This is a genomic window from Chelativorans sp., assembly GCF_031180965.1.
Lineage (GTDB): Bacteria > Pseudomonadota > Alphaproteobacteria > Rhizobiales > Rhizobiaceae > Chelativorans.
Window position 1 is genome coordinate 59,613 of the sequence record NZ_JAPSLH010000013.1, and the last position, 17,084, is coordinate 76,696.

Here is a 17,084-nt window from a genome sequence, read left to right on the forward strand (position 1 = left end):
CGAGAATCTATGGAATCCTTCTTCTCAGTCTACGTGGTGCCAGGCCTGATCGTCCTTCTCCAGTCGGTCGCGCTTGTCACCATCCTGCTGATCGGCGTTGCTTATCTGCTTTACGCCGACCGCAAAGTGTGGGCGGCGGTGCAGCTTCGCCGCGGCCCGAATGTGGTGGGCCCATGGGGCCTGCTGCAGGCATTCGCCGACCTATTTAAGTTCGTTTTCAAAGAGCCGGTGATTCCGTCCGGCGCCAACAAGGGTATTTTTCTTCTCGCGCCGCTGGTTGCCGCAGCCCTGGCGATCGCCGGCTGGGCTGTGATCCCTGTCAACGAAGGTTGGGCGATCGCCGACATCAATGTCGGCATCCTCTATGTCTTCGCCATCGCCTCGCTCGAGGTCTATGGCGTGATCATGGCCGGCTGGGCGTCCAACTCGAAATATCCCTTCCTGGGAGCGCTGCGTTCGGCAGCGCAGATGGTCTCCTACGAGGTCTCCATCGGCTTCGTGATCGTGACCGTGCTGCTCGCCGTCGGCTCGCTCAACCTGTCCGATATCGTGCTGTCGCAGCGCGACGGGCTCGGCACCATGGTTGGCCTGCCGAACTCCTTCCTCGACTGGCACTGGCTGGCCCTGTTCCCGATGTTCATCATCTTTTTCATCTCCGCGCTCGCGGAGACGAACCGCCCGCCGTTCGATCTGGTCGAGGCCGAGTCGGAGCTCGTGGCCGGGCATATGATTGAGTATTCCTCGACGCCGTTCCTGCTCTTCTTCCTCGGGGAATATGTCGCGATCGTGCTGATGTGCGCGCTCACCACCATCCTCTTCCTCGGCGGATGGCTGCCGCCCTTCGACTTCGCGCCCTTCACCTGGGTGCCGGGCGTGGTGTGGTTCGTGCTCAAGGTGGTGCTCGTCTTCTTTATGATCGCCTTGGTGAAGTCCTTCGTGCCGCGCTACCGCTATGATCAGCTGATGCGGCTTGGCTGGAAAGTGTTCCTGCCGATCTCGCTTTTCATGGTGGTCGCGACGGCGGCCTTCCTGAAATTCACTGGGCTGGCATGACCGCCAGTCCCAGAAAATTCTCCGGAGAATGAAATGTCCGCCTTAGCCCATGCCGCAAAATCCCTTCTGCTGAAGGAATTTTTTGGCGCTGTCGTCCTGTCCATGCGGCAGTTCTTTGCGCCCAAGGCAACCATCAACTATCCGCATGAAAAGGGGCCGCTCAGCCCCCGCTTCCGCGGTGAGCATGCGCTGCGCCGCTATCCCAACGGCGAGGAGCGCTGCATAGCCTGCAAGCTCTGCGAGGCGATCTGCCCAGCGCAGGCCATCACCATCGAGGCCGGCCCCCGTCGCAATGACGGCACGCGCCGTACCGTGCGGTACGACATCGACATGGTGAAATGCATCTATTGCGGCTTTTGCCAGGAGGCATGCCCGGTTGATGCCATTGTCGAGGGCCCGAATTTCGAATTCGCGACGGAAACGCGCGAGGAACTCTACTACGACAAGGACAAGCTCTTGGCGAATGGCGACCGCTGGGAGCGCGAGCTTGCGCGCAACATCGCGCTCGATGCGCCGTATCGCTGAGCGGGCGGTAGCGAGAGTAGACGCGGGCGGGGTGCTCGTCTAAAGACACGGTCCAAAACGGCTGGCCAATAGCGGCCGGACAAGCTGGCGCGGCAGCACCGGCGGGGCAAATACCGAGGGAATCGATGCTGACAGGACTCGAGGCGGTCTTTTTCTACCTCTTCGCCTTTGTTGCGGTGGCGGCGGCCTTCATGGTCATCTCCGCGCGCAATCCCGTGCATTCGGTTCTTTACCTGATCCTGACCTTCTTCAACGCGGCGGCGCTCTTCCTGCTTACCGGGGCGGAGTTCCTGGCGATGATCCTGCTCATCGTCTATGTCGGCGCGGTCGCGGTACTCTTTCTCTTCGTCGTGATGATGCTCGACGTCGATTTCGCCGAGTTGAAGCAGGGTGCGCTGCAATATGCGCCAATCGGCGCCACCGTCGGCATCATCCTGGCCGTGGAACTCGTGGTGGTGCTGGGCGGCTACGCCTTCACTCCCGAGATCGCGGCCGAGGTGGCGAAGCCCGCGCCGGCAAGCGCCGAGCGCCATAACACGGCTGCGCTCGGCGATATCCTCTACACCGACTATTTCTATTTCTTCCAGGTTGCAGGGCTGATCCTGCTCGTGGCCATGATCGGCGCCATCGTGCTCACCCTGCGCCACAAGCCGAATGTAAGGCGGCAGAACATTGCCGCGCAGGTGGCACGCACGCCGGCGACCGCAATCGAGATCCGCAAGGTCGAAACGGGCGAGGGGATTTGAGCATGGAAGTCGGCATCGCGCACTATCTCACCGTCTCGGCCATCCTCTTCACGCTCGGCGTGTTCGGCATCTTTTTGAACCGCAAGAACGTGATCATCATCCTGATGTCGGTGGAGCTCATCCTGCTTTCGGTGAACCTAAATTTCATCGCCTTCTCGGCGGTGTTGGGAGACCTTGTCGGCCAGGTCTTCGCGCTCTTCGTGCTCACCGTTGCTGCGGCGGAAGCCGCGATCGGCCTCGCCATCCTGGTGGTCTTCTTCCGCAACCGCGGCTCGATCGCGGTGGAAGACATCAATACGATGAAGGGCTGAAGAGGACATCATGTATCAGGCGATCGTTTTCCTTCCCCTCATCGGCTTCCTGATTGCCGGGCTCTTCGGCCGCTCAATCGGCGCAAAGGGTGCGGAATATATCACGTCCGGCCTGCTGGTCGTCTCGGCCGTCCTTTCCTGGGTGGCTTTCTTCCAGGTGGCGCTCGGCGAAGGCGAAGCGTTCACCGTGCCTCTACTGCGCTTCATTTCCTCCGGCGCGCTGGATGTCGACTGGGCTCTCAGGATCGATACGCTCACCGTCGTGATGCTGGTGGTGGTCAACACCGTCTCCGCTTTGGTGCACATCTATTCGATCGGCTATATGCACCACGATCCGCACCGGCAGCGCTTCTTTGCCTATCTGTCGCTCTTCACCTTCGCCATGCTGATGCTGGTGACGTCCGACAATCTGGTGCAGATGTTCTTCGGCTGGGAGGGCGTGGGCCTCGCCTCCTATCTCCTGATCGGCTTCTGGTACAAGAAGCCTTCGGCCAACGCGGCGGCCATGAAGGCCTTCATCGTCAATCGCGTCGGCGATTTCGGCTTCGCGCTCGGTATTTTCGGCGTGTTCGTCCTGTTCGGCTCGACCAGCTTCGATACGATCTTCGCCAATGCCGCCTCCTTCCTGCCCGCCGAAGGGGCGGGCGATGCGGGCGCGCCGGCGCTGAATTTCCTCGGCTACGCGCTCGATTCCCAGGCGGCGCTGACCGTCGTGTGCCTGCTCCTCTTCATGGGCGCCATGGGCAAGTCGGCGCAGGTGCCGCTGCACACCTGGCTGCCCGACGCCATGGAAGGTCCAACGCCGGTCTCCGCCCTCATCCATGCCGCCACGATGGTGACGGCCGGCGTCTTCATGGTGGCGCGGCTTTCCCCCATCTTCGAGCTGTCGACCACCGCGCTGACCGTGGTGACGGCGGTCGGCGCCTTCACCGCCTTCTTCGCGGCGACCGTCGGCCTCGTGCAGAACGACATCAAGCGCGTCATCGCCTATTCGACCTGCTCGCAGCTCGGCTACATGTTCGTGGCCTTGGGAACGGGCTTCTACAGCGCGGCGATCTTCCACCTCTTCACGCACGCCTTCTTCAAGGCGCTGCTCTTCCTCGGCGCCGGCTCGGTCATCCATGCGGTCTCCGACGAGCAGGACATGCGGAAGATGGGCGGCCTGCGCAGGCACATCCCCAAGACCTACTGGATGATGATCATCGGCACGCTGGCGCTGACGGGGGTCGGTATTCCCGGCACCATCATCGGCACCGCCGGCTTCTTCTCCAAGGACGCCATCGTCGAAGGCGCATTCGTGGCCCACAATGCCGTGGCGCCCATCGCATTCGTGTTGCTCGTGGTCGCCGCCGTCTTCACCAGCTTCTACTCCTGGCGCCTCATCTTCATGACCTTCCACGGCAAGCCGCGCGCGCCTGCCGATGTCATGCATCACGTGCATGAATCCCCATTGGTGATGCTCGTGCCGCTGGTCATCCTGGCTGTTGGCGCGCTATTCGCCGGTGCGCTGTTCGAGGGGTTCTTCGTCGGCCACGAATACGAGCACTTCTGGAAAGGCGCGCTCTTCACTCTGCCGGACAACCATATGGTGGAGGAATTTCACCACGTTCCGCTGTGGGTGGCCTTCTCGCCCCTCGTCGCCATGCTGCTCGGCCTTGGCATCGCCTGGCGGTTCTATATTCGCTCGCCTGAGAGCCCCAGGAGGCTGGCGGAGCGGCACCGGCTTCTCTACGCCTTCCTGCTCAACAAGTGGTATTTCGACGAGCTCTACGATTTCCTATTCGTCAGGCCCGCGATGCGGCTCGGCCGCTTCCTCTGGAAGCGGGGTGACGTGTGGCTCATCGACGGCTTCGGCCCGGACGGCATTTCCGCGCGCGTGGTCGACGTGGCCAACAGAGTCGTCAAACTGCAGACCGGGTATCTCTACCACTACGCCTTCGCCATGCTGATAGGCGTCGCCGCCTTCGTGACCTGGATGATGCTCGGGAGCACCTTCTAAATGACCGATTGGCCGATTCTTTCCACGGTCACCTTCCTACCGCTGGTGGGCGCGTTCCTCATCCTGCTCATCCGGGATGACGGGCAGGGCGCGCGGCGCAACATCCGCAACGTGGCGCTGCTGACGACCGTCTTCACCTTCATCCTGTCGCTCTTCATCTGGATCGGCTTCGACTACTCGACGCCGGGATTCCAGATGGTCGAGAAGCGGGAGTGGATGGACGCCGGCACCTCCTATCACATGGGCGTGGATGGCATTTCGATGCTGTTCGTGATCCTGACCACGTTCCTGATGCCGTTCTGCATCCTGGCAAGCTGGGAGTCGGTCGAGCACCGCGTGAAGGAATACATGATCGCGTTTCTGATCCTGGAAACGCTCATGATAGGCGTCTTCTGCGCGCTCGATATCGTGCTCTTCTACGTCTTCTTCGAGGCCGGCCTCATCCCGATGTTCATCATCATCGGCGTGTGGGGCGGCAAGCGCCGCGTCTACGCGAGCTTCAAGTTCTTCCTCTATACGCTCGCCGGCTCGGTCCTGATGCTGCTCGCCATGATGGCCATGTACTGGCAGGCGGGCACGACGGACATCCCGACGCTGCTCACCCACGTCTTCCCGACGCCGATGCAGTACTGGCTGTGGTTGGCCTTCTTCGCCTCCTTCGCGGTCAAGATGCCCATGTGGCCCGTGCACACATGGCTGCCCGATGCCCACGTCGAGGCGCCCACGGCGGGCTCGGTCATCCTGGCCGGCATCCTGTTGAAGATGGGCGGCTACGGCTTTCTGCGCTTCTCCTTGCCCATGTTCCCGGTCGCCTCGGTCGATCTGGCGCCGCTCGTCTTCACCCTGTCGATCGTCGCCATCATCTACACCTCCCTGGTGGCGCTGATGCAGGAGGACATCAAGAAGCTGATCGCTTATTCCTCGGTCGCCCATATGGGCTTCGTCACCATGGGAATCTTCGCGCTCAACGAGCAGGGCATCCAAGGGGCCATCTTCCAGATGCTCTCGCACGGCCTCATCTCGGGCGCGCTGTTCCTTTGCGTGGGCGTCATCTACGACCGCATGCATACCCGCGAGATCGCCGCCTATGGCGGCCTGGTCAACAATATGCCGAAATACGCCGTGGCATTCATGATCTTCACCATGGCGAATGTGGGCCTGCCGGGCACGAGCGGATTCGTCGGCGAGTTCCTGACCCTGCTCGCCGCCTTTGAGGTGAACACCTGGGTGGCGTTCTTCGCCACGACGGGGGTGATCCTGTCGGCCGCCTATATGCTGTGGCTTTACCGCCGGGTGATCTTCGGGGCGCTGACCAAGGAGAGCCTGAAAGGCCTTACCGATCTTTCCTTGCGCGAGAAGACGATCCTCTATCCGCTGGCGGTACTGGTCATCTTCTTTGGCGTCTATCCGGCGCCGCTGCTCGACGCGACCGCGGCTTCCGTCAGCGCGCTGCTCGACCAGGTGAACGCCTCGCTGCAAACCGCGCAGGCCGCGGCATCCAATTGAACGGGAAGACTTCGCATGACGTTTGATCTCGCATCGAGCCTGGCTCTCGCGGTTCCCGAGGTGGCGCTTGCCGTCGGCGCGATGGTGCTGTTGATGATCGGCGTCTTTTCCGGCGAGCGCGGCAACACAACCGTGATGGGCCTCTCGGTCGCGCTGTTCCTCGCAGCCATCGCCTGGATCGTCATCTTTCCCGCTGACGGCGAAGCCTTCGACGGCGCCTTCATCAGCGACCCCTTTTCCCGTTTCATGAAGCTGCTGACCCTCGTGGGCTCCGTCGTCACGCTTGTGATGTCAGTGGGTTTCGCAAAGGCGGAAAAGTTCGACAAGTTCGAATACCCCGTCCTCATCATGCTTTCGACCCTCGGCATGATGCTGATGGTGTCGGCCAATGACATGATCTCGCTTTATCTCGGGCTGGAGCTCACCTCGCTCGCGCTCTATGTCGTGGCCGCGATCAACCGCGACAGCGTGCGTGCGACAGAGGCCGGACTCAAATATTTCGTCCTGGGCGCACTCTCCTCCGGAATGCTGCTCTATGGCGTCTCACTGGTCTACGGCTTCACCGGCAATACGAGCTTCGATGCGATCGCCGCGGCTCTGGCTGATGGCGAGCGGCAGCTTGGCCTTGTCTTCGGTCTTGTCTTCGTGCTGGCCGGCCTCGCCTTCAAGATCTCGGCCGTGCCCTTCCATATGTGGACGCCGGACGTCTATGAGGGCGCGCCGACCCCGGTGACCGCCTTCTTCGCCGCCGCGCCGAAAATGGCGGCCGTCGCGCTGCTCGTCCGCGTCACGATGCAGGCCTTCGAGCCGATCGCCGCCGACTGGCAGCAGATCATTGTCTTCATCTCGATTGCATCCATGGCGCTCGGCTCCTTCGCCGCGATCGGCCAGCGCAACATAAAGCGGCTGATGGCCTATTCCTCCATCGGCCATATGGGATTTGCGCTGGTGGGACTCGCTTCCAATTCGCAGGCCGGCGTCCGCGGCGTCATCATCTATATGCTGATCTATCTCGCGATGACGCTCGGCACCTTCGCGTTCATCCTAGCGATGCGGCGCAACGACACCAATGTTGAGCAGGTAGATGATCTGGCGGGGCTTTCAGCCACCAATCCGATGATGGCGACCGTCATGACCATCCTGATGTTCTCGATGGCCGGCATTCCGCCGCTCGCCGGCTTCTGGGCAAAATGGTACGTCTTCCTGGCCGCTATCGATGCCGGTCTCGTGCCGCTCGCCGTGATCGGCGTCCTCACTTCGGTGGTCGCTGCATACTACTATCTGCGCATTATCAAGGTGATGTGGTTCGACGAGTCCGTCGGCGCGTTCCAGCCAATGGCCGGCGAGTTGCGCTTCGTCCTCTCCCTCTCCGGCGCCTTCGTGCTTCTCTACGTGTTCTTTGGCGGCCCGGTCGGCCGGCTGGCGGAAGCCGCGGCAATGACGTTCTTCTGAGATGTTCGCGCTTGCGCCTTCCGCTCTGGCGGCCGGTTACCGGCTGGAGGCGCATGGAAGCGTCGGCTCTACGAATGCGCTGGCGCTTGAGCGCGCCACAGAAGGCGATACCGGAAAGCTTTGGATCGTCTCCAAGAACCAGACGAGCGGGCGGGGCAGGCGCGGCCGGCCCTGGGCGACACCACCAGGCAATCTCGCCGCAACGCTGCTGCTCGCCGACCGGATAGAGCTGGGAATGGCGGCCACACTTGGTTTCGTAGCGGGTCTTTCTCTTGCCGACGCGTTGCGCGAAGTCGCGCCCGAGGCGCGGCTCGGGGTAGGCTTGGATGGCGGTGAGGGCACCCGCAGCCGGTTCGAGCTGAAATGGCCGAACGACCTGCTAGCCGACGGGGCAAAGCTTGCCGGCATCCTGCTCGAGTCCTCGGTGCTGGGCGATGACCGCTTCGCCGTCGCGATCGGCATCGGCGTCAATGTCGTCTCGCACCCGGGTGATGTGCCTTATCCCGCCACCTCGCTCGCCGCGCTTGGGAATGATTGCAGCGCGGAGCGGCTTTTCACGGCCCTCTCCGCCGCCTGGATCGAAAATTTCACACTTTGGCAGGGGCCGCGCGGGACCTCGATTATTCGCGACCGCTGGTTGTCGCAGGCAGCCGGCCTCGGCTCCCAGGTCGCCGTCCGTGCCGAGGGGCGCGTGGTGCGCGGGGTGTTCGAAACAATCGACGAAGCCTGCAGGTTCGTCATTCGCGGGGATGACGGCTCGCAGCTTCTGATCGCCGCGGGCGACGTGCATTTCGGCGCCGTCGCCTCGGTGCGAGACTGACGGAAAGGTAGAAGGCGTGGCGTCGCAGCAAGCGGAACTGGTTTTCTGCCCCCTGGGAGGGGTTGGCGAAATCGGCATGAATTTCGCCCTTTATGGCTATGGCCCGCGCGAGAAGCGCAGCTGGATCGTGGTCGATTGCGGCGTCACTTTTCCGGGCCCCGACCTCCCCGGCGTGGACCTCGTGCTGCCCGATACGCGCTTCATCGAGGAGCAGTTGGAGAACCTCGCCGGCATCGTGATCACGCATGCCCATGAAGACCACTACGGCGCGCTGCTGGACCTCTGGCCCCGGCTGAAGGTCAATGTGTGGATGACGCCCTTCACCGCGGGACTGCTCGAGGCAAAGCGCGAGGGGGAGGCGAATGCTCCAAAGGTGCCGGTTACGATCTTCCGTCCCGGCGAGACTTTTTCCGTCGGACCCTTCTTGATTGAGGCGATCGCTGTCAGCCACTCCATTCCCGAGCCGGTCTCGCTCGCCATCACCACGCCTGCGGGCACTGTCATCCACACGGGTGACTGGAAGATCGATCCGGCGCCGGCGCTCGGACCGAAGATCGATGAAGCGCGGTTCCGTGCGCTGGGCGAAAAGGGTGTGCTCGCCCTGATCTGCGATTCCACCAATGCGCTGCGCGAGGGCATCTCGCCTTCCGAGCAGGCAGTGGCCGAGGGGCTGAGGGAGGTGATCGACAAGGCGCCGGGGCGCGTTGCCGTCACCACCTTCTCCTCCAATGTCGGGCGCATCCGAGCCATCGCGGAAGCGGCGCGCGATACGGGGAGGCAGGTGCTTGTGCTGGGTCGATCGCTGCAACGCGTTATCGACGTCGCCACTGAACTCGGCTATCTCGACGGCCTGCCGCCTTTCCTCTCCGAGGAGGATTTCGGCTTCATTCCGCGCGAGAACGCGGTGATCCTCTGCACGGGAAGCCAGGGCGAGCCGCGGGCGGCGCTTGCCAAGCTCGCGCGCGACGAGATGCGCAACGTGGCGCTCTCTCCGGGCGACACGGTCGTCTATTCCTCGCGCGTCATCCCCGGCAATGAGAAGGCCATCCTGATCACGAAAAACCTGCTGATCGAGCAGGGCGTGCAGATCATCGAGGATGGCGATGCGCTCGTCCATGTCTCCGGGCACCCGCGCCGCAGCGAACTGAAGCAGATGTATGAATGGGTGAAGCCGCGCATCCTGGTGCCGGTGCATGGCGAGGCGGCGCATCTGGTCGGGCATGGCTCGCTCGCCGCGACGGCGGGCATCCCTGAGGTGGTGCAGGTGCGCAACGGCGATGTGCTGCGCCTAGCGCCCGGACCCGCCGAGATCATCGACCAGGTGCCGTTCGGCCGCATCTTCAAGGACGGCAGGGTGATCGGCACGGACGAAGAGGTGGGCGTGCGCGACCGCCGCAAGCTCTCCTTCGCGGGCCATGTCGCGATCAATGTTGTACTCGACGACCGCTATGACCTGGCGGGCGATCCGGACCTGGTTGCGATCGGCCTGCCGCAGGCGGATTCTTCCGGTGAGCCCTTCGAGGAGATCATGCTGGATGCCGCCATTGGCGCCGTGACCAGCATCCCGCGCGCCAACCGCAGGGATCTCGATTTAGTGGGGGAGGCGGTGCGCCGGGCTGTGCGTTCCGCCGCCAATGATGCCTGGGGCAAGAAACCCATCGTCACCGTCTTCGTGACCCAGTGAGGCAAAAATGCTGGGCAGGCTGAATCACGTCGCCATCGCCGTGCCGGACCTTGCGGCGGCAGCGGCTGCCTATCGCGACGTGCTGGGCGCCCGCGTCTCGCGGCCCCAGGCCTTACCCGAGCATGGCGTGACGGTGGTCTTCATCGATCTCGGCAACAGCAAGATCGAACTCCTTGAGCCGCTGGGAGAAAACTCCCCCATCGCCGCGTTCCTCGAAAGGAATCCCGCAGGGGGCATGCATCATATCTGCTACGAAGTGGCGGATATCCGCACTGCCCGCGATAGGCTCACCGCGGCCGGCGCGCGCGTGCTGGGCGACGGCGACCCCAAGATCGGCGCGCACGGCAAGCCGGTGCTCTTCCTGCACCCGAAGGATTTCAGCGGCACGCTCATCGAGCTGGAAGAGGTGTGACGGCGCGCCGCGGCGGCGGCCGTTCTATTGTGTTGGCCGAACGGCTATCTAGCCGTGATGAACTGCATGAAGCCGGGGTGGCGCGGCGCCACATGGCAGGCCGCAGGTGGTGAGGTGATGCAAGTGGCCTCGGGCTTGAGCCCTGGGACCATGCCCGGACGGTGGTCGCGAAGGTCGGGCGCATGGCCAGCCGCGCCGGCACTGGAGCAAGTGGAATGAACTGGATATCCCTCGCGGCGGTCTTCTTCATCATCTGGTGGCTGATGCTGTTCGTCTCGCTGCCATTCGGCTTGCGCACCCAGGATGACGAGAACGAACTGGTTCTGGGCACCACCTCCAGCGCGCCGCGCGGACCGCACATGCTGCGCGCGGTGATCCGCACAACCCTGCTCACGGCGGCCATCTTCGCCCTGTTCTATGTGCTGACGCGCGTGCTGGGATACTCGATCGACGACATCCCGCGCGTGGTTCCGGAGTTCCGCTGAGGAAGAGGCTGCGCAAAAAAAAAGCAAGGCGCAAGCCTTGCAACTAGAACGCGTCGGTCCGATTCCGTTCTCTTAAACGGCGGCTGCGAGAGACCGCGCCAGGACCGTATCCTCCCAAGACTTTTGACCGCGTAATGAGAACGGATTGCCTTCCGCCCTCTTGTTTTTGTGAAAAACACACTAGACCAAGTTTTGACTCAATGTCACGTGAAATCTTGCGTCTCGATGGTCGGATTGCTCGGTATGGTTGACGCGACGGGGGTAGCTTCTGGCTGGACGGAGCGTTGGGCGAGCGCCGGGTTTTCAAGCTACCTTGAAATCGATATGAAGCCTTGCCACTGCCGCCGGGCGGAGTGATTCCGCCCGGCCTTTCCTCACGGGTCTTTTCCATGCGAATGTCGCGTTTCTTCCTGCCCATCCTAAAGGAGAATCCCCGTGAGGCGGAGATCGTCTCACACCGGCTGATGCTGCGCGCCGGCATGATCCGGCAGCAGGCGGCCGGCAGCTTCTCCTGGCTCCCACTTGGAAAGCGCGTCCTCGACAAGGTCTGTCAGATCATTCGCGAGGAGCAGAACCGGGCAGGGGCGCAGGAGATCCTGATGCCGACAATCCAGTCCGCCGACCTCTGGATCGAAAGCGGGCGCTACAATGACTACGGCAAGGAGATGCTGCGCATCCGTGACCGGCAGGATCGCGCCATGCTGTATGGCCCGACCAACGAGGAGATGGTGACGGACATCTTCAGGGCCTATGTGAGGTCCTATAAGGACCTGCCGCTGAACCTCTATCACATACAATGGAAGTTCCGCGACGAGGTACGTCCGCGCTTTGGCGTAATGCGCAGCAGAGAATTCCTGATGAAGGACGCCTACAGCTTCGATCTGGACTACGAGGGCGCACGGGCGGCCTATAATCGCATGTTCGTCGCCTATCTGCGAACGTTTGAGCGCATGGGCCTGAAGGCGATCCCGATGCGGGCCGATACCGGCCCTATCGGCGGTGATCTGAGCCACGAATTCATCATCCTTGCTTCGACCGGCGAGAGCGCCGTCTTCTGCCACAAGGATTTCCTCGACCTGCCGGTGCCTCCGGCCGGCATCGATTTCGACAATGATGAGGAGATCGGCGGTGTGGTCGCCCAATGGACCGAGCCCTACGCCGCGACGGACGAGATGCATGATGAGGCGGCTTGGGCAGGTGTGCCGGAAGACAAGCGTCTGGCCGCGCGCGGCATCGAAGTGGGCCACATCTTCCACTTCGGTACAAAGTATTCAAAGCCGATGAAGGCGGCCGTGACCGGCCCTGACAGGCAGGAGCATTTCGTCTCCATGGGTTCGTACGGCATTGGCCCGAGCCGTCTTGCGGCCGCGATCATCGAGGCCAGTCATGACGAGAACGGCATCATCTGGCCAGAGGGCGTCGCTCCCTTCGAGATTGCCCTGATCAACATGAAGCCGGGCGATCGCGACTGCGACCGGGTCTGCGAGGAACTCTACGCGGGCATGACCTCCGCCGGCCGCGAGGTGCTTTACGACGATACCGATAGCCGTGCGGGCGCGAAATTTGCGACCGCCGATCTTATCGGCCTGCCTTGGCAGGTGATCGTCGGGCCGCGCGGCGTGGCCGCCGGGGAGGTGGAGGTGAAGAGCCGCGCAACCGGCGAACGGGAAAACCTACCCGTTTCGGCCCTTGCCGAGAGGTTCGGCGCGCGCCGATGAGCAAAGCCGCCGCGGCAAATGGGGGGATAAGGCCCTTTTCCTATTTCGAGCGCCTGGTCGCCTGGCGCTATCTGCGGTCGCGGCGCAAGGAAACGGTCGTTTCCATCATTGCCCTGATCTCCTTCCTAGGCATCATGCTGGGCGTGGCCACACTTATCGTCGTCATGGCAGTGATGAACGGGTTCCGCGCCGAACTCATGTCCCGCATTCTCGGCGTCAACGGCCATATCATTGTGCAACCTTTGGATTCGCCGATGGACGACTATGAGGCGGTTGCCGGACGGATTGCGGAAGTGCCGGGCATCCGCTTCGCGATGCCGCTGGTGGAGGGGCAGGTTCTTGCATCCGGCCACAGCGGCGCCGGCACCGGCGCTCTCGTCCGGGGCATGCGGGCGGAAGACCTGACGAAGCTCGACATGGTCGCCGAGAATGTGCGCGTGGGCACGCTCGTAGATTTCGCCGCCGGGCAAGGGGTGGTGGTCGGCTCCCGCTTGGCGCAGAGCTTGGGGCTTGCTGTGGGGGATTCGATCACGCTCGTCGCCCCGGAAGGAGACGTGACGCCCTTCGGCACGACGCCGCGGGTGAAGGGATATCCGGTCACCGCCATCTTCGAGATCGGCATGTCCGAATACGACGCCTCCATCATCTTCATGCCGCTCGAGCAGGCGCAACTCTTCTTCAACGCGTCGGGGCTGGCGCAGGCGATAGAGGTCTTCGTCGACGCGCCGGACGAGGTGGGCGCGCTGCGGCCTCTGATTGAGCAGGCTGCGCAACGCCCCGTCTCCATCACGGACTGGCGCCAGCGCAACCAGGCGCTCTTTTCCGCACTCGAGGTAGAGCGCAATGTGATGTTCATGATCCTGACGCTGATCGTGCTGGTCGCGGCGCTCAACATCATCTCCGGCATGATCATGCTGGTGAAGGACAAGGGGCATGACATAGCCATCCTGCGCACGATGGGCGCGACGAGCGGCGCAATCATGCGCATTTTCATGATGGCCGGGGCTTCGATCGGCGTTGCCGGAACTCTTGCCGGCTTCATCCTTGGCACGCTGCTCTGCCTCAACGTGGAATCCATCCGTGAATTCTTCACCTGGCTGTCGGGGACAGTCATTTTCGATCCGGAAGTCTATTTCCTAAGCCAGCTGCCGGCGGAGATGGAGACCGGAGAGACGATCTCGGTCGTGCTGATGGCGCTCGTCCTTTCCTTCCTGGCCACGATCATTCCCGCATGGCGTGCCTCGCGCCTCGATCCCGTCGACGCATTGAGATACGAATGACGCAGAGCGTATTGGAGCTGAGTTCCGTGGACCGGCACTATGTCCAGGGGCCGAATACGCTAACGATCCTGAAGGGCGCGGATTTTGCGCTCCGGTCGGGCGAGATCGTGGCGCTGGTGGCGCCCTCCGGCACCGGCAAGTCGACGCTGCTGCATGTGGCCGGCCTGCTCGAATATCCCGACAGTGGCGACGTGATCCTCAACGGCCAGTCCTGCGCGTCGCTGTCCGACGACCGGCGCACGGCCATCCGGCGCAAGGAAATCGGCTTCGTCTACCAGTTTCATCACCTCCTGCCGGAGTTCACGGCACTGGAGAATGTGATGATGCCGCAGCTTATCGCCGGCCTCGGCGTGGCGGAGGCGAGGGAGCGCGCATCGCAGCTCCTCGCCTACATGAAGATCGGCCCGCGTGCGGAGCACCGCCCGTCCGAGCTTTCCGGCGGCGAGCAGCAGCGCGTGGCTATCGCCCGCGCCGTGGCCAACGCGCCCCTCGTGCTCCTGGCGGACGAGCCAACCGGCAATCTCGACCCCGCGACGGCTGGCTATGTCTTCGAGGCGCTGGAGGCGCTTGTACGCCATTCGGGCCTGGCCGCCCTCATCGCGACGCACAACGAGGAGCTGGCCTCGCGAATGGACCGCCGCATCACGCTTGTGGAAGGCCGCGTGGTCGAGTTGCCTCGCTAGGCGTATTCTTCCTTTACCAGTTTCAGGGACTGCTCTTGTCCTGGTGGACGAGAATATTGACAAGCTTCCCGAAGGGGTCGCGGACATAGAAGCGCCGAACCCCCCAAGGCTCCTCGACCGGCCCATATTCGATCGGCACGCCCGCGTTGCTCATCCGCTCCAGCGCAGCATCAAGATCGTCCACCTCGACCGACAGGTCTGGCACCGTGGTGCCTGAACCTCCCTCCGACGCGAAGCTGATCTGTGTCTGCATCATCTCGCCAGACCCATAGGTGGCAATCCAGCCGAGATCCATCAGCAGATCGAGGCCAAGCACGTCCCGGTAAAAGCTCTCCGCTGCTGCGACCTGCTGCGTCGCGATATTTGCTACGACTCTCTTCACCCTCATCGCAACTCTCCCATAAAGGCCCGCCCCAAAGCTTCACCGACCGTTAACCCTTCGGCAAGCCTCCACCCCCTCTCCGATTCGACACTTGACGCGAACAATACCGGAACATATAGAGATCACATAAAGACCGATGGAATTGATCAAGGAGAAGACAATGTCCCAAATCGCGCAAGATCTTGCTTCGCTGGTCGCCATGGGCTCGTTCCTTCTGGCGGTGTCCGCCTGGATCGCGGCCTTCTGAGTACCGTCGGGAAGGATGAAGCGCCATCACCGAATTCGTGTGAGCCGGACGGGCTACTATTCTCTACCAAAGCCGCCTCGAGTGACCGCAAGCGATAGCGTGGGCGTCAAAATCCATACCGCCGGCTCGCCGGCACTACTTCCAAGCGTCATCGCGTCAGGCAGTCGCCTCCAGGAGACTTTCGCGCACCGTCTGCACCGGGCCGAAGATTTCCTCGAACGCTTGCTTCAGCGCTATGTCGAAATCGGCCATGGTCACAGGCAGGCCGAGATCGACCAGGCTGGTGACGCCGAAACCGGGTATGCCGCAGGGCACGATACCCGAAAAATGCGCCAGCTCCGGCTCCACATTGACTGCAATGCCGTGAAACGACACCCACCGCCGCAGGCGGATGCCTATGGCGGCGATCTTGTCCTCCATGGGTGCGCCGTCCGGGAAAGGCGGCTTGTCCGGACGCACGACCCAGACGCCGACGCGGCCAGCTCGACGCTCGCCCTTTATGTTAAAGCGGGCCAGAGCGGCGATGATCCAGTCCTCGAGTGCGGTAACGAAGGCGCGCACATCTTCGGTGCGGCGCTTCAGGTCAAGCATGACATAGGCGACGCGCTGTCCGGGACCGTGATAGGTGTATTCGCCACCCCGGCCGGTCTGGTGGACCGGAAAGCGGCCGGGGTCCAACAGGTCCCGGGGATCGGCGCTTGTTCCCGCCGTATAGAGGGGAGGGTGCTCCACCAGCCAGATGAGCTCGCTCTCCGTGCCTGCCCGAATCGTCTCCGCGCGGCTTTCCATCAGGGCTGTCGCCACCTCGTATGCGGTCAGCCCCGGCTCCACGCGCCATTCCACCGGCTCGGCAGCGGATTTGGGCAAGAAGGTGGCTGCTTTAATCATGATCCATGCTCCGGCACATTGAGTTTCCGACCCTGCGTCGGGCGCGCGGACGGAGGTTAGCAGGCGCCAGCGCTTTTCAGCATATTTGCGCTCGGCAGGCTTGTTTCGCCAGGGGTGATTTGCTACATGCGCCGTGGCCGGTCTGACCCGGCCTTTCGTTGCGTGCGGTCGTGGCGGAATTGGTAGACGCGCAGCGTTGAGGTCGCTGTGGGGCAACCCGTGGAAGTTCGAGTCTTCTCGACCGCACCAGCTAATTTCCATGGCCATTGATATTACTGCTCTTTAGGCTTTTCCCCGCACCTGATGGTCAGGGTGCGGGCGTTGGGCGTTCTTGATCTTTCCGCCGCGAGTTTTGCAAGCCGCTTCCGGTCTGCTGTCCTGGTGTAGTGGCTCGCCATGGCGCCACCAGACCAGCCGAAGAGAGCTTCAAGCTCCGCCACCGTTGCTCCGGCCTCTGCTGCCCTCGTCGCACCGATCTTCCTCACGCCGTGTGCTGATTTCCCATTGAGCCCCCACTTCATTGCAGGCCCGGCGGAAGTGTTACCAAATGTCTCTTGGTCAGCGGCCGACCATTCTCTCCGACAATGAGGGCTAGATCTGCAGTTGGGCTGGCCGCAAAGTCTCCTCCACGGCGGGCAGGATGGGAATGCTGACTCCGTCCCTGTCTTCTCTGTCCGAATGGTCGCCACCCCGTCCTTCATGTGCTGCCTGCCAAGCGTACAGCATCGCCGCGATTGAGTCCGGTGTATAGAAGGAGTGCAGCCAAACGCGCTCCTTGGTGCCCTCTGGCCACCGCTCGTCGAAGTCTGAACGTCATCCTCGCTCCGGGCCTCGAGCCCTCCGCTCTTGGGTCCCGCCGGGTTCTTCACGCCGGCAGTCGGATGGCCTGCGAC

At 62.7% G+C, this 17,084-nt stretch carries 16 protein-coding genes and 1 tRNA gene; 15 read left to right on the forward strand and 2 right to left on the reverse strand.

Going from position 1 to position 17,084, the window contains the following annotated elements:
• Positions 1 to 9 precede the first annotated feature (9 nt).
• From nuoH to RIN79_RS11975, 14 genes are all read left to right on the forward strand, one after another.
• Positions 10 to 1,053 (forward strand): NADH-quinone oxidoreductase subunit NuoH, encoded by a 1,044-nt coding sequence (gene nuoH / locus RIN79_RS11910; RefSeq protein ID WP_309084878.1) that lies wholly within the window; start codon positions 10 to 12, stop codon positions 1,051 to 1,053.
• Positions 1,054 to 1,086: 33 nt separating this feature from the next.
• The gene (nuoI, locus tag RIN79_RS11915; protein ID WP_309084879.1) at positions 1,087 to 1,578 is read left to right on the forward strand and encodes an NADH-quinone oxidoreductase subunit NuoI; all 492 of its coding nucleotides are present in this window, start codon (positions 1,087 to 1,089) and stop codon (positions 1,576 to 1,578) included.
• Positions 1,579 to 1,703: 125 nt separating this feature from the next.
• Positions 1,704 to 2,324: an NADH-quinone oxidoreductase subunit J gene (locus RIN79_RS11920; RefSeq protein WP_309084880.1), complete on the forward strand. Its 621-nt coding sequence runs from the start codon at positions 1,704 to 1,706 to the stop codon at positions 2,322 to 2,324.
• 2 nt (positions 2,325 to 2,326) lie between these two features.
• On the forward strand, positions 2,327 to 2,635 hold the full coding sequence (gene nuoK, locus RIN79_RS11925; protein WP_309084881.1) for an NADH-quinone oxidoreductase subunit NuoK: 309 nt from the start codon (positions 2,327 to 2,329) through the stop codon (positions 2,633 to 2,635).
• A 10-nt stretch (positions 2,636 to 2,645) separates the two neighbouring features.
• Positions 2,646 to 4,634, forward strand: a complete 1,989-nt coding sequence (gene nuoL / locus RIN79_RS11930; protein ID WP_309084882.1) for an NADH-quinone oxidoreductase subunit L — start codon at positions 2,646 to 2,648, stop codon at positions 4,632 to 4,634.
• Positions 4,635 to 6,140 carry an NADH-quinone oxidoreductase subunit M gene (locus RIN79_RS11935; RefSeq protein WP_309084883.1) on the forward strand — a complete coding sequence of 502 codons (1,506 nt, stop codon included), beginning with the start codon at positions 4,635 to 4,637 and terminating at the stop codon, positions 6,138 to 6,140.
• 15 nt (positions 6,141 to 6,155) lie between these two features.
• Complete coding sequence (gene nuoN, locus RIN79_RS11940; protein WP_309084884.1) at positions 6,156 to 7,592, forward strand: NADH-quinone oxidoreductase subunit NuoN; 1,437 nt, start codon at positions 6,156 to 6,158, stop codon at positions 7,590 to 7,592.
• Position 7,593: 1 nt separating this feature from the next.
• A complete protein-coding gene (locus tag RIN79_RS11945) occupies positions 7,594 to 8,412 on the forward strand; it encodes a biotin--[acetyl-CoA-carboxylase] ligase (RefSeq protein ID WP_309084885.1) in 819 nt (272 codons plus the stop codon).
• 76 nt (positions 8,413 to 8,488) lie between these two features.
• Positions 8,489 to 10,096, forward strand: a complete 1,608-nt coding sequence (locus RIN79_RS11950; RefSeq protein WP_309084886.1) for a ribonuclease J — start codon at positions 8,489 to 8,491, stop codon at positions 10,094 to 10,096.
• A gap of 7 nt (positions 10,097 to 10,103) precedes the next feature.
• Positions 10,104 to 10,508 (forward strand): methylmalonyl-CoA epimerase, encoded by a 405-nt coding sequence (mce, locus tag RIN79_RS11955; RefSeq protein ID WP_309084887.1) that lies wholly within the window; start codon positions 10,104 to 10,106, stop codon positions 10,506 to 10,508.
• Positions 10,509 to 10,723: 215 nt separating this feature from the next.
• Complete coding sequence (locus RIN79_RS11960; RefSeq protein ID WP_309084888.1) at positions 10,724 to 10,993, forward strand: DUF1467 family protein; 270 nt, start codon at positions 10,724 to 10,726, stop codon at positions 10,991 to 10,993.
• Between the two features lie 389 nt (positions 10,994 to 11,382).
• Positions 11,383 to 12,711 (forward strand): proline--tRNA ligase, encoded by a 1,329-nt coding sequence (gene proS, locus RIN79_RS11965; RefSeq protein WP_309084889.1) that lies wholly within the window; start codon positions 11,383 to 11,385, stop codon positions 12,709 to 12,711.
• Positions 12,708 to 13,991 carry a lipoprotein-releasing ABC transporter permease subunit gene (locus tag RIN79_RS11970; RefSeq protein WP_309084890.1) on the forward strand — a complete coding sequence of 428 codons (1,284 nt, stop codon included), beginning with the start codon at positions 12,708 to 12,710 and terminating at the stop codon, positions 13,989 to 13,991. The genes proS and RIN79_RS11970 overlap by 4 nt, the downstream gene beginning before the upstream one ends.
• On the forward strand, positions 13,988 to 14,674 hold the full coding sequence (locus RIN79_RS11975; protein WP_309084891.1) for an ABC transporter ATP-binding protein: 687 nt from the start codon (positions 13,988 to 13,990) through the stop codon (positions 14,672 to 14,674). The genes RIN79_RS11970 and RIN79_RS11975 overlap by 4 nt, the downstream gene beginning before the upstream one ends.
• 22 nt (positions 14,675 to 14,696) lie before the next feature.
• Here the strand turns inward: RIN79_RS11975 and RIN79_RS11980 are convergent, their stop codons facing one another.
• Together RIN79_RS11980 and lipB are read right to left on the reverse strand one after the other, a co-directional pair.
• A complete protein-coding gene (locus tag RIN79_RS11980; protein WP_309084892.1) occupies positions 14,697 to 15,062 on the reverse strand; it encodes a VOC family protein in 366 nt (121 codons plus the stop codon).
• Positions 15,063 to 15,459: 397 nt separating this feature from the next.
• The gene (gene lipB / locus RIN79_RS11985; protein ID WP_309084893.1) at positions 15,460 to 16,191 is read right to left on the reverse strand and encodes a lipoyl(octanoyl) transferase LipB; all 732 of its coding nucleotides are present in this window, start codon (positions 16,189 to 16,191) and stop codon (positions 15,460 to 15,462) included.
• Between the two features lie 164 nt (positions 16,192 to 16,355).
• On the opposite strand from lipB, the gene RIN79_RS11990 reads away from it, so the two are divergent.
• Positions 16,356 to 16,440: transfer RNA gene (locus tag RIN79_RS11990), tRNA-Leu, on the forward strand.
• Positions 16,441 to 17,084: the final 644 nt, after the last annotated feature.

Bases quoted from the DNA above. Each gene is read 5' to 3' on its own strand.
- nuoK (WP_309084881.1), top strand. From the start codon at position 2,327: ATGGAAGTCGGCATCGCGCACTATCTCACCGTCTCGGCCATCCTCTTC.
- RIN79_RS11960 (WP_309084888.1), top strand. From the start codon at position 10,724: ATGAACTGGATATCCCTCGCGGCGGTCTTCTTCATCATCTGGTGGCTG.
- RIN79_RS11945 (WP_309084885.1), top strand. From the start codon at position 7,594: ATGTTCGCGCTTGCGCCTTCCGCTCTGGCGGCCGGTTACCGGCTGGAG.
- nuoI (WP_309084879.1), top strand. From the start codon at position 1,087: ATGTCCGCCTTAGCCCATGCCGCAAAATCCCTTCTGCTGAAGGAATTT.
- lipB (WP_309084893.1), bottom strand. From the start codon at position 16,191: ATGATTAAAGCAGCCACCTTCTTGCCCAAATCCGCTGCCGAGCCGGTG.
- RIN79_RS11920 (WP_309084880.1), top strand. From the start codon at position 1,704: ATGCTGACAGGACTCGAGGCGGTCTTTTTCTACCTCTTCGCCTTTGTT.
- RIN79_RS11975 (WP_309084891.1), top strand. From the start codon at position 13,988: ATGACGCAGAGCGTATTGGAGCTGAGTTCCGTGGACCGGCACTATGTC.
- RIN79_RS11935 (WP_309084883.1), top strand. From the start codon at position 4,635: ATGACCGATTGGCCGATTCTTTCCACGGTCACCTTCCTACCGCTGGTG.
- proS (WP_309084889.1), top strand. From the start codon at position 11,383: ATGCGAATGTCGCGTTTCTTCCTGCCCATCCTAAAGGAGAATCCCCGT.
- nuoL (WP_309084882.1), top strand. From the start codon at position 2,646: ATGTATCAGGCGATCGTTTTCCTTCCCCTCATCGGCTTCCTGATTGCC.
- mce (WP_309084887.1), top strand. From the start codon at position 10,104: ATGCTGGGCAGGCTGAATCACGTCGCCATCGCCGTGCCGGACCTTGCG.
- nuoH (WP_309084878.1), top strand. From the start codon at position 10: ATGGAATCCTTCTTCTCAGTCTACGTGGTGCCAGGCCTGATCGTCCTT.
- RIN79_RS11950 (WP_309084886.1), top strand. From the start codon at position 8,489: ATGAATTTCGCCCTTTATGGCTATGGCCCGCGCGAGAAGCGCAGCTGG.
- RIN79_RS11970 (WP_309084890.1), top strand. From the start codon at position 12,708: ATGAGCAAAGCCGCCGCGGCAAATGGGGGGATAAGGCCCTTTTCCTAT.
- RIN79_RS11980 (WP_309084892.1), bottom strand. From the start codon at position 15,062: ATGAGGGTGAAGAGAGTCGTAGCAAATATCGCGACGCAGCAGGTCGCA.
- nuoN (WP_309084884.1), top strand. From the start codon at position 6,156: ATGACGTTTGATCTCGCATCGAGCCTGGCTCTCGCGGTTCCCGAGGTG.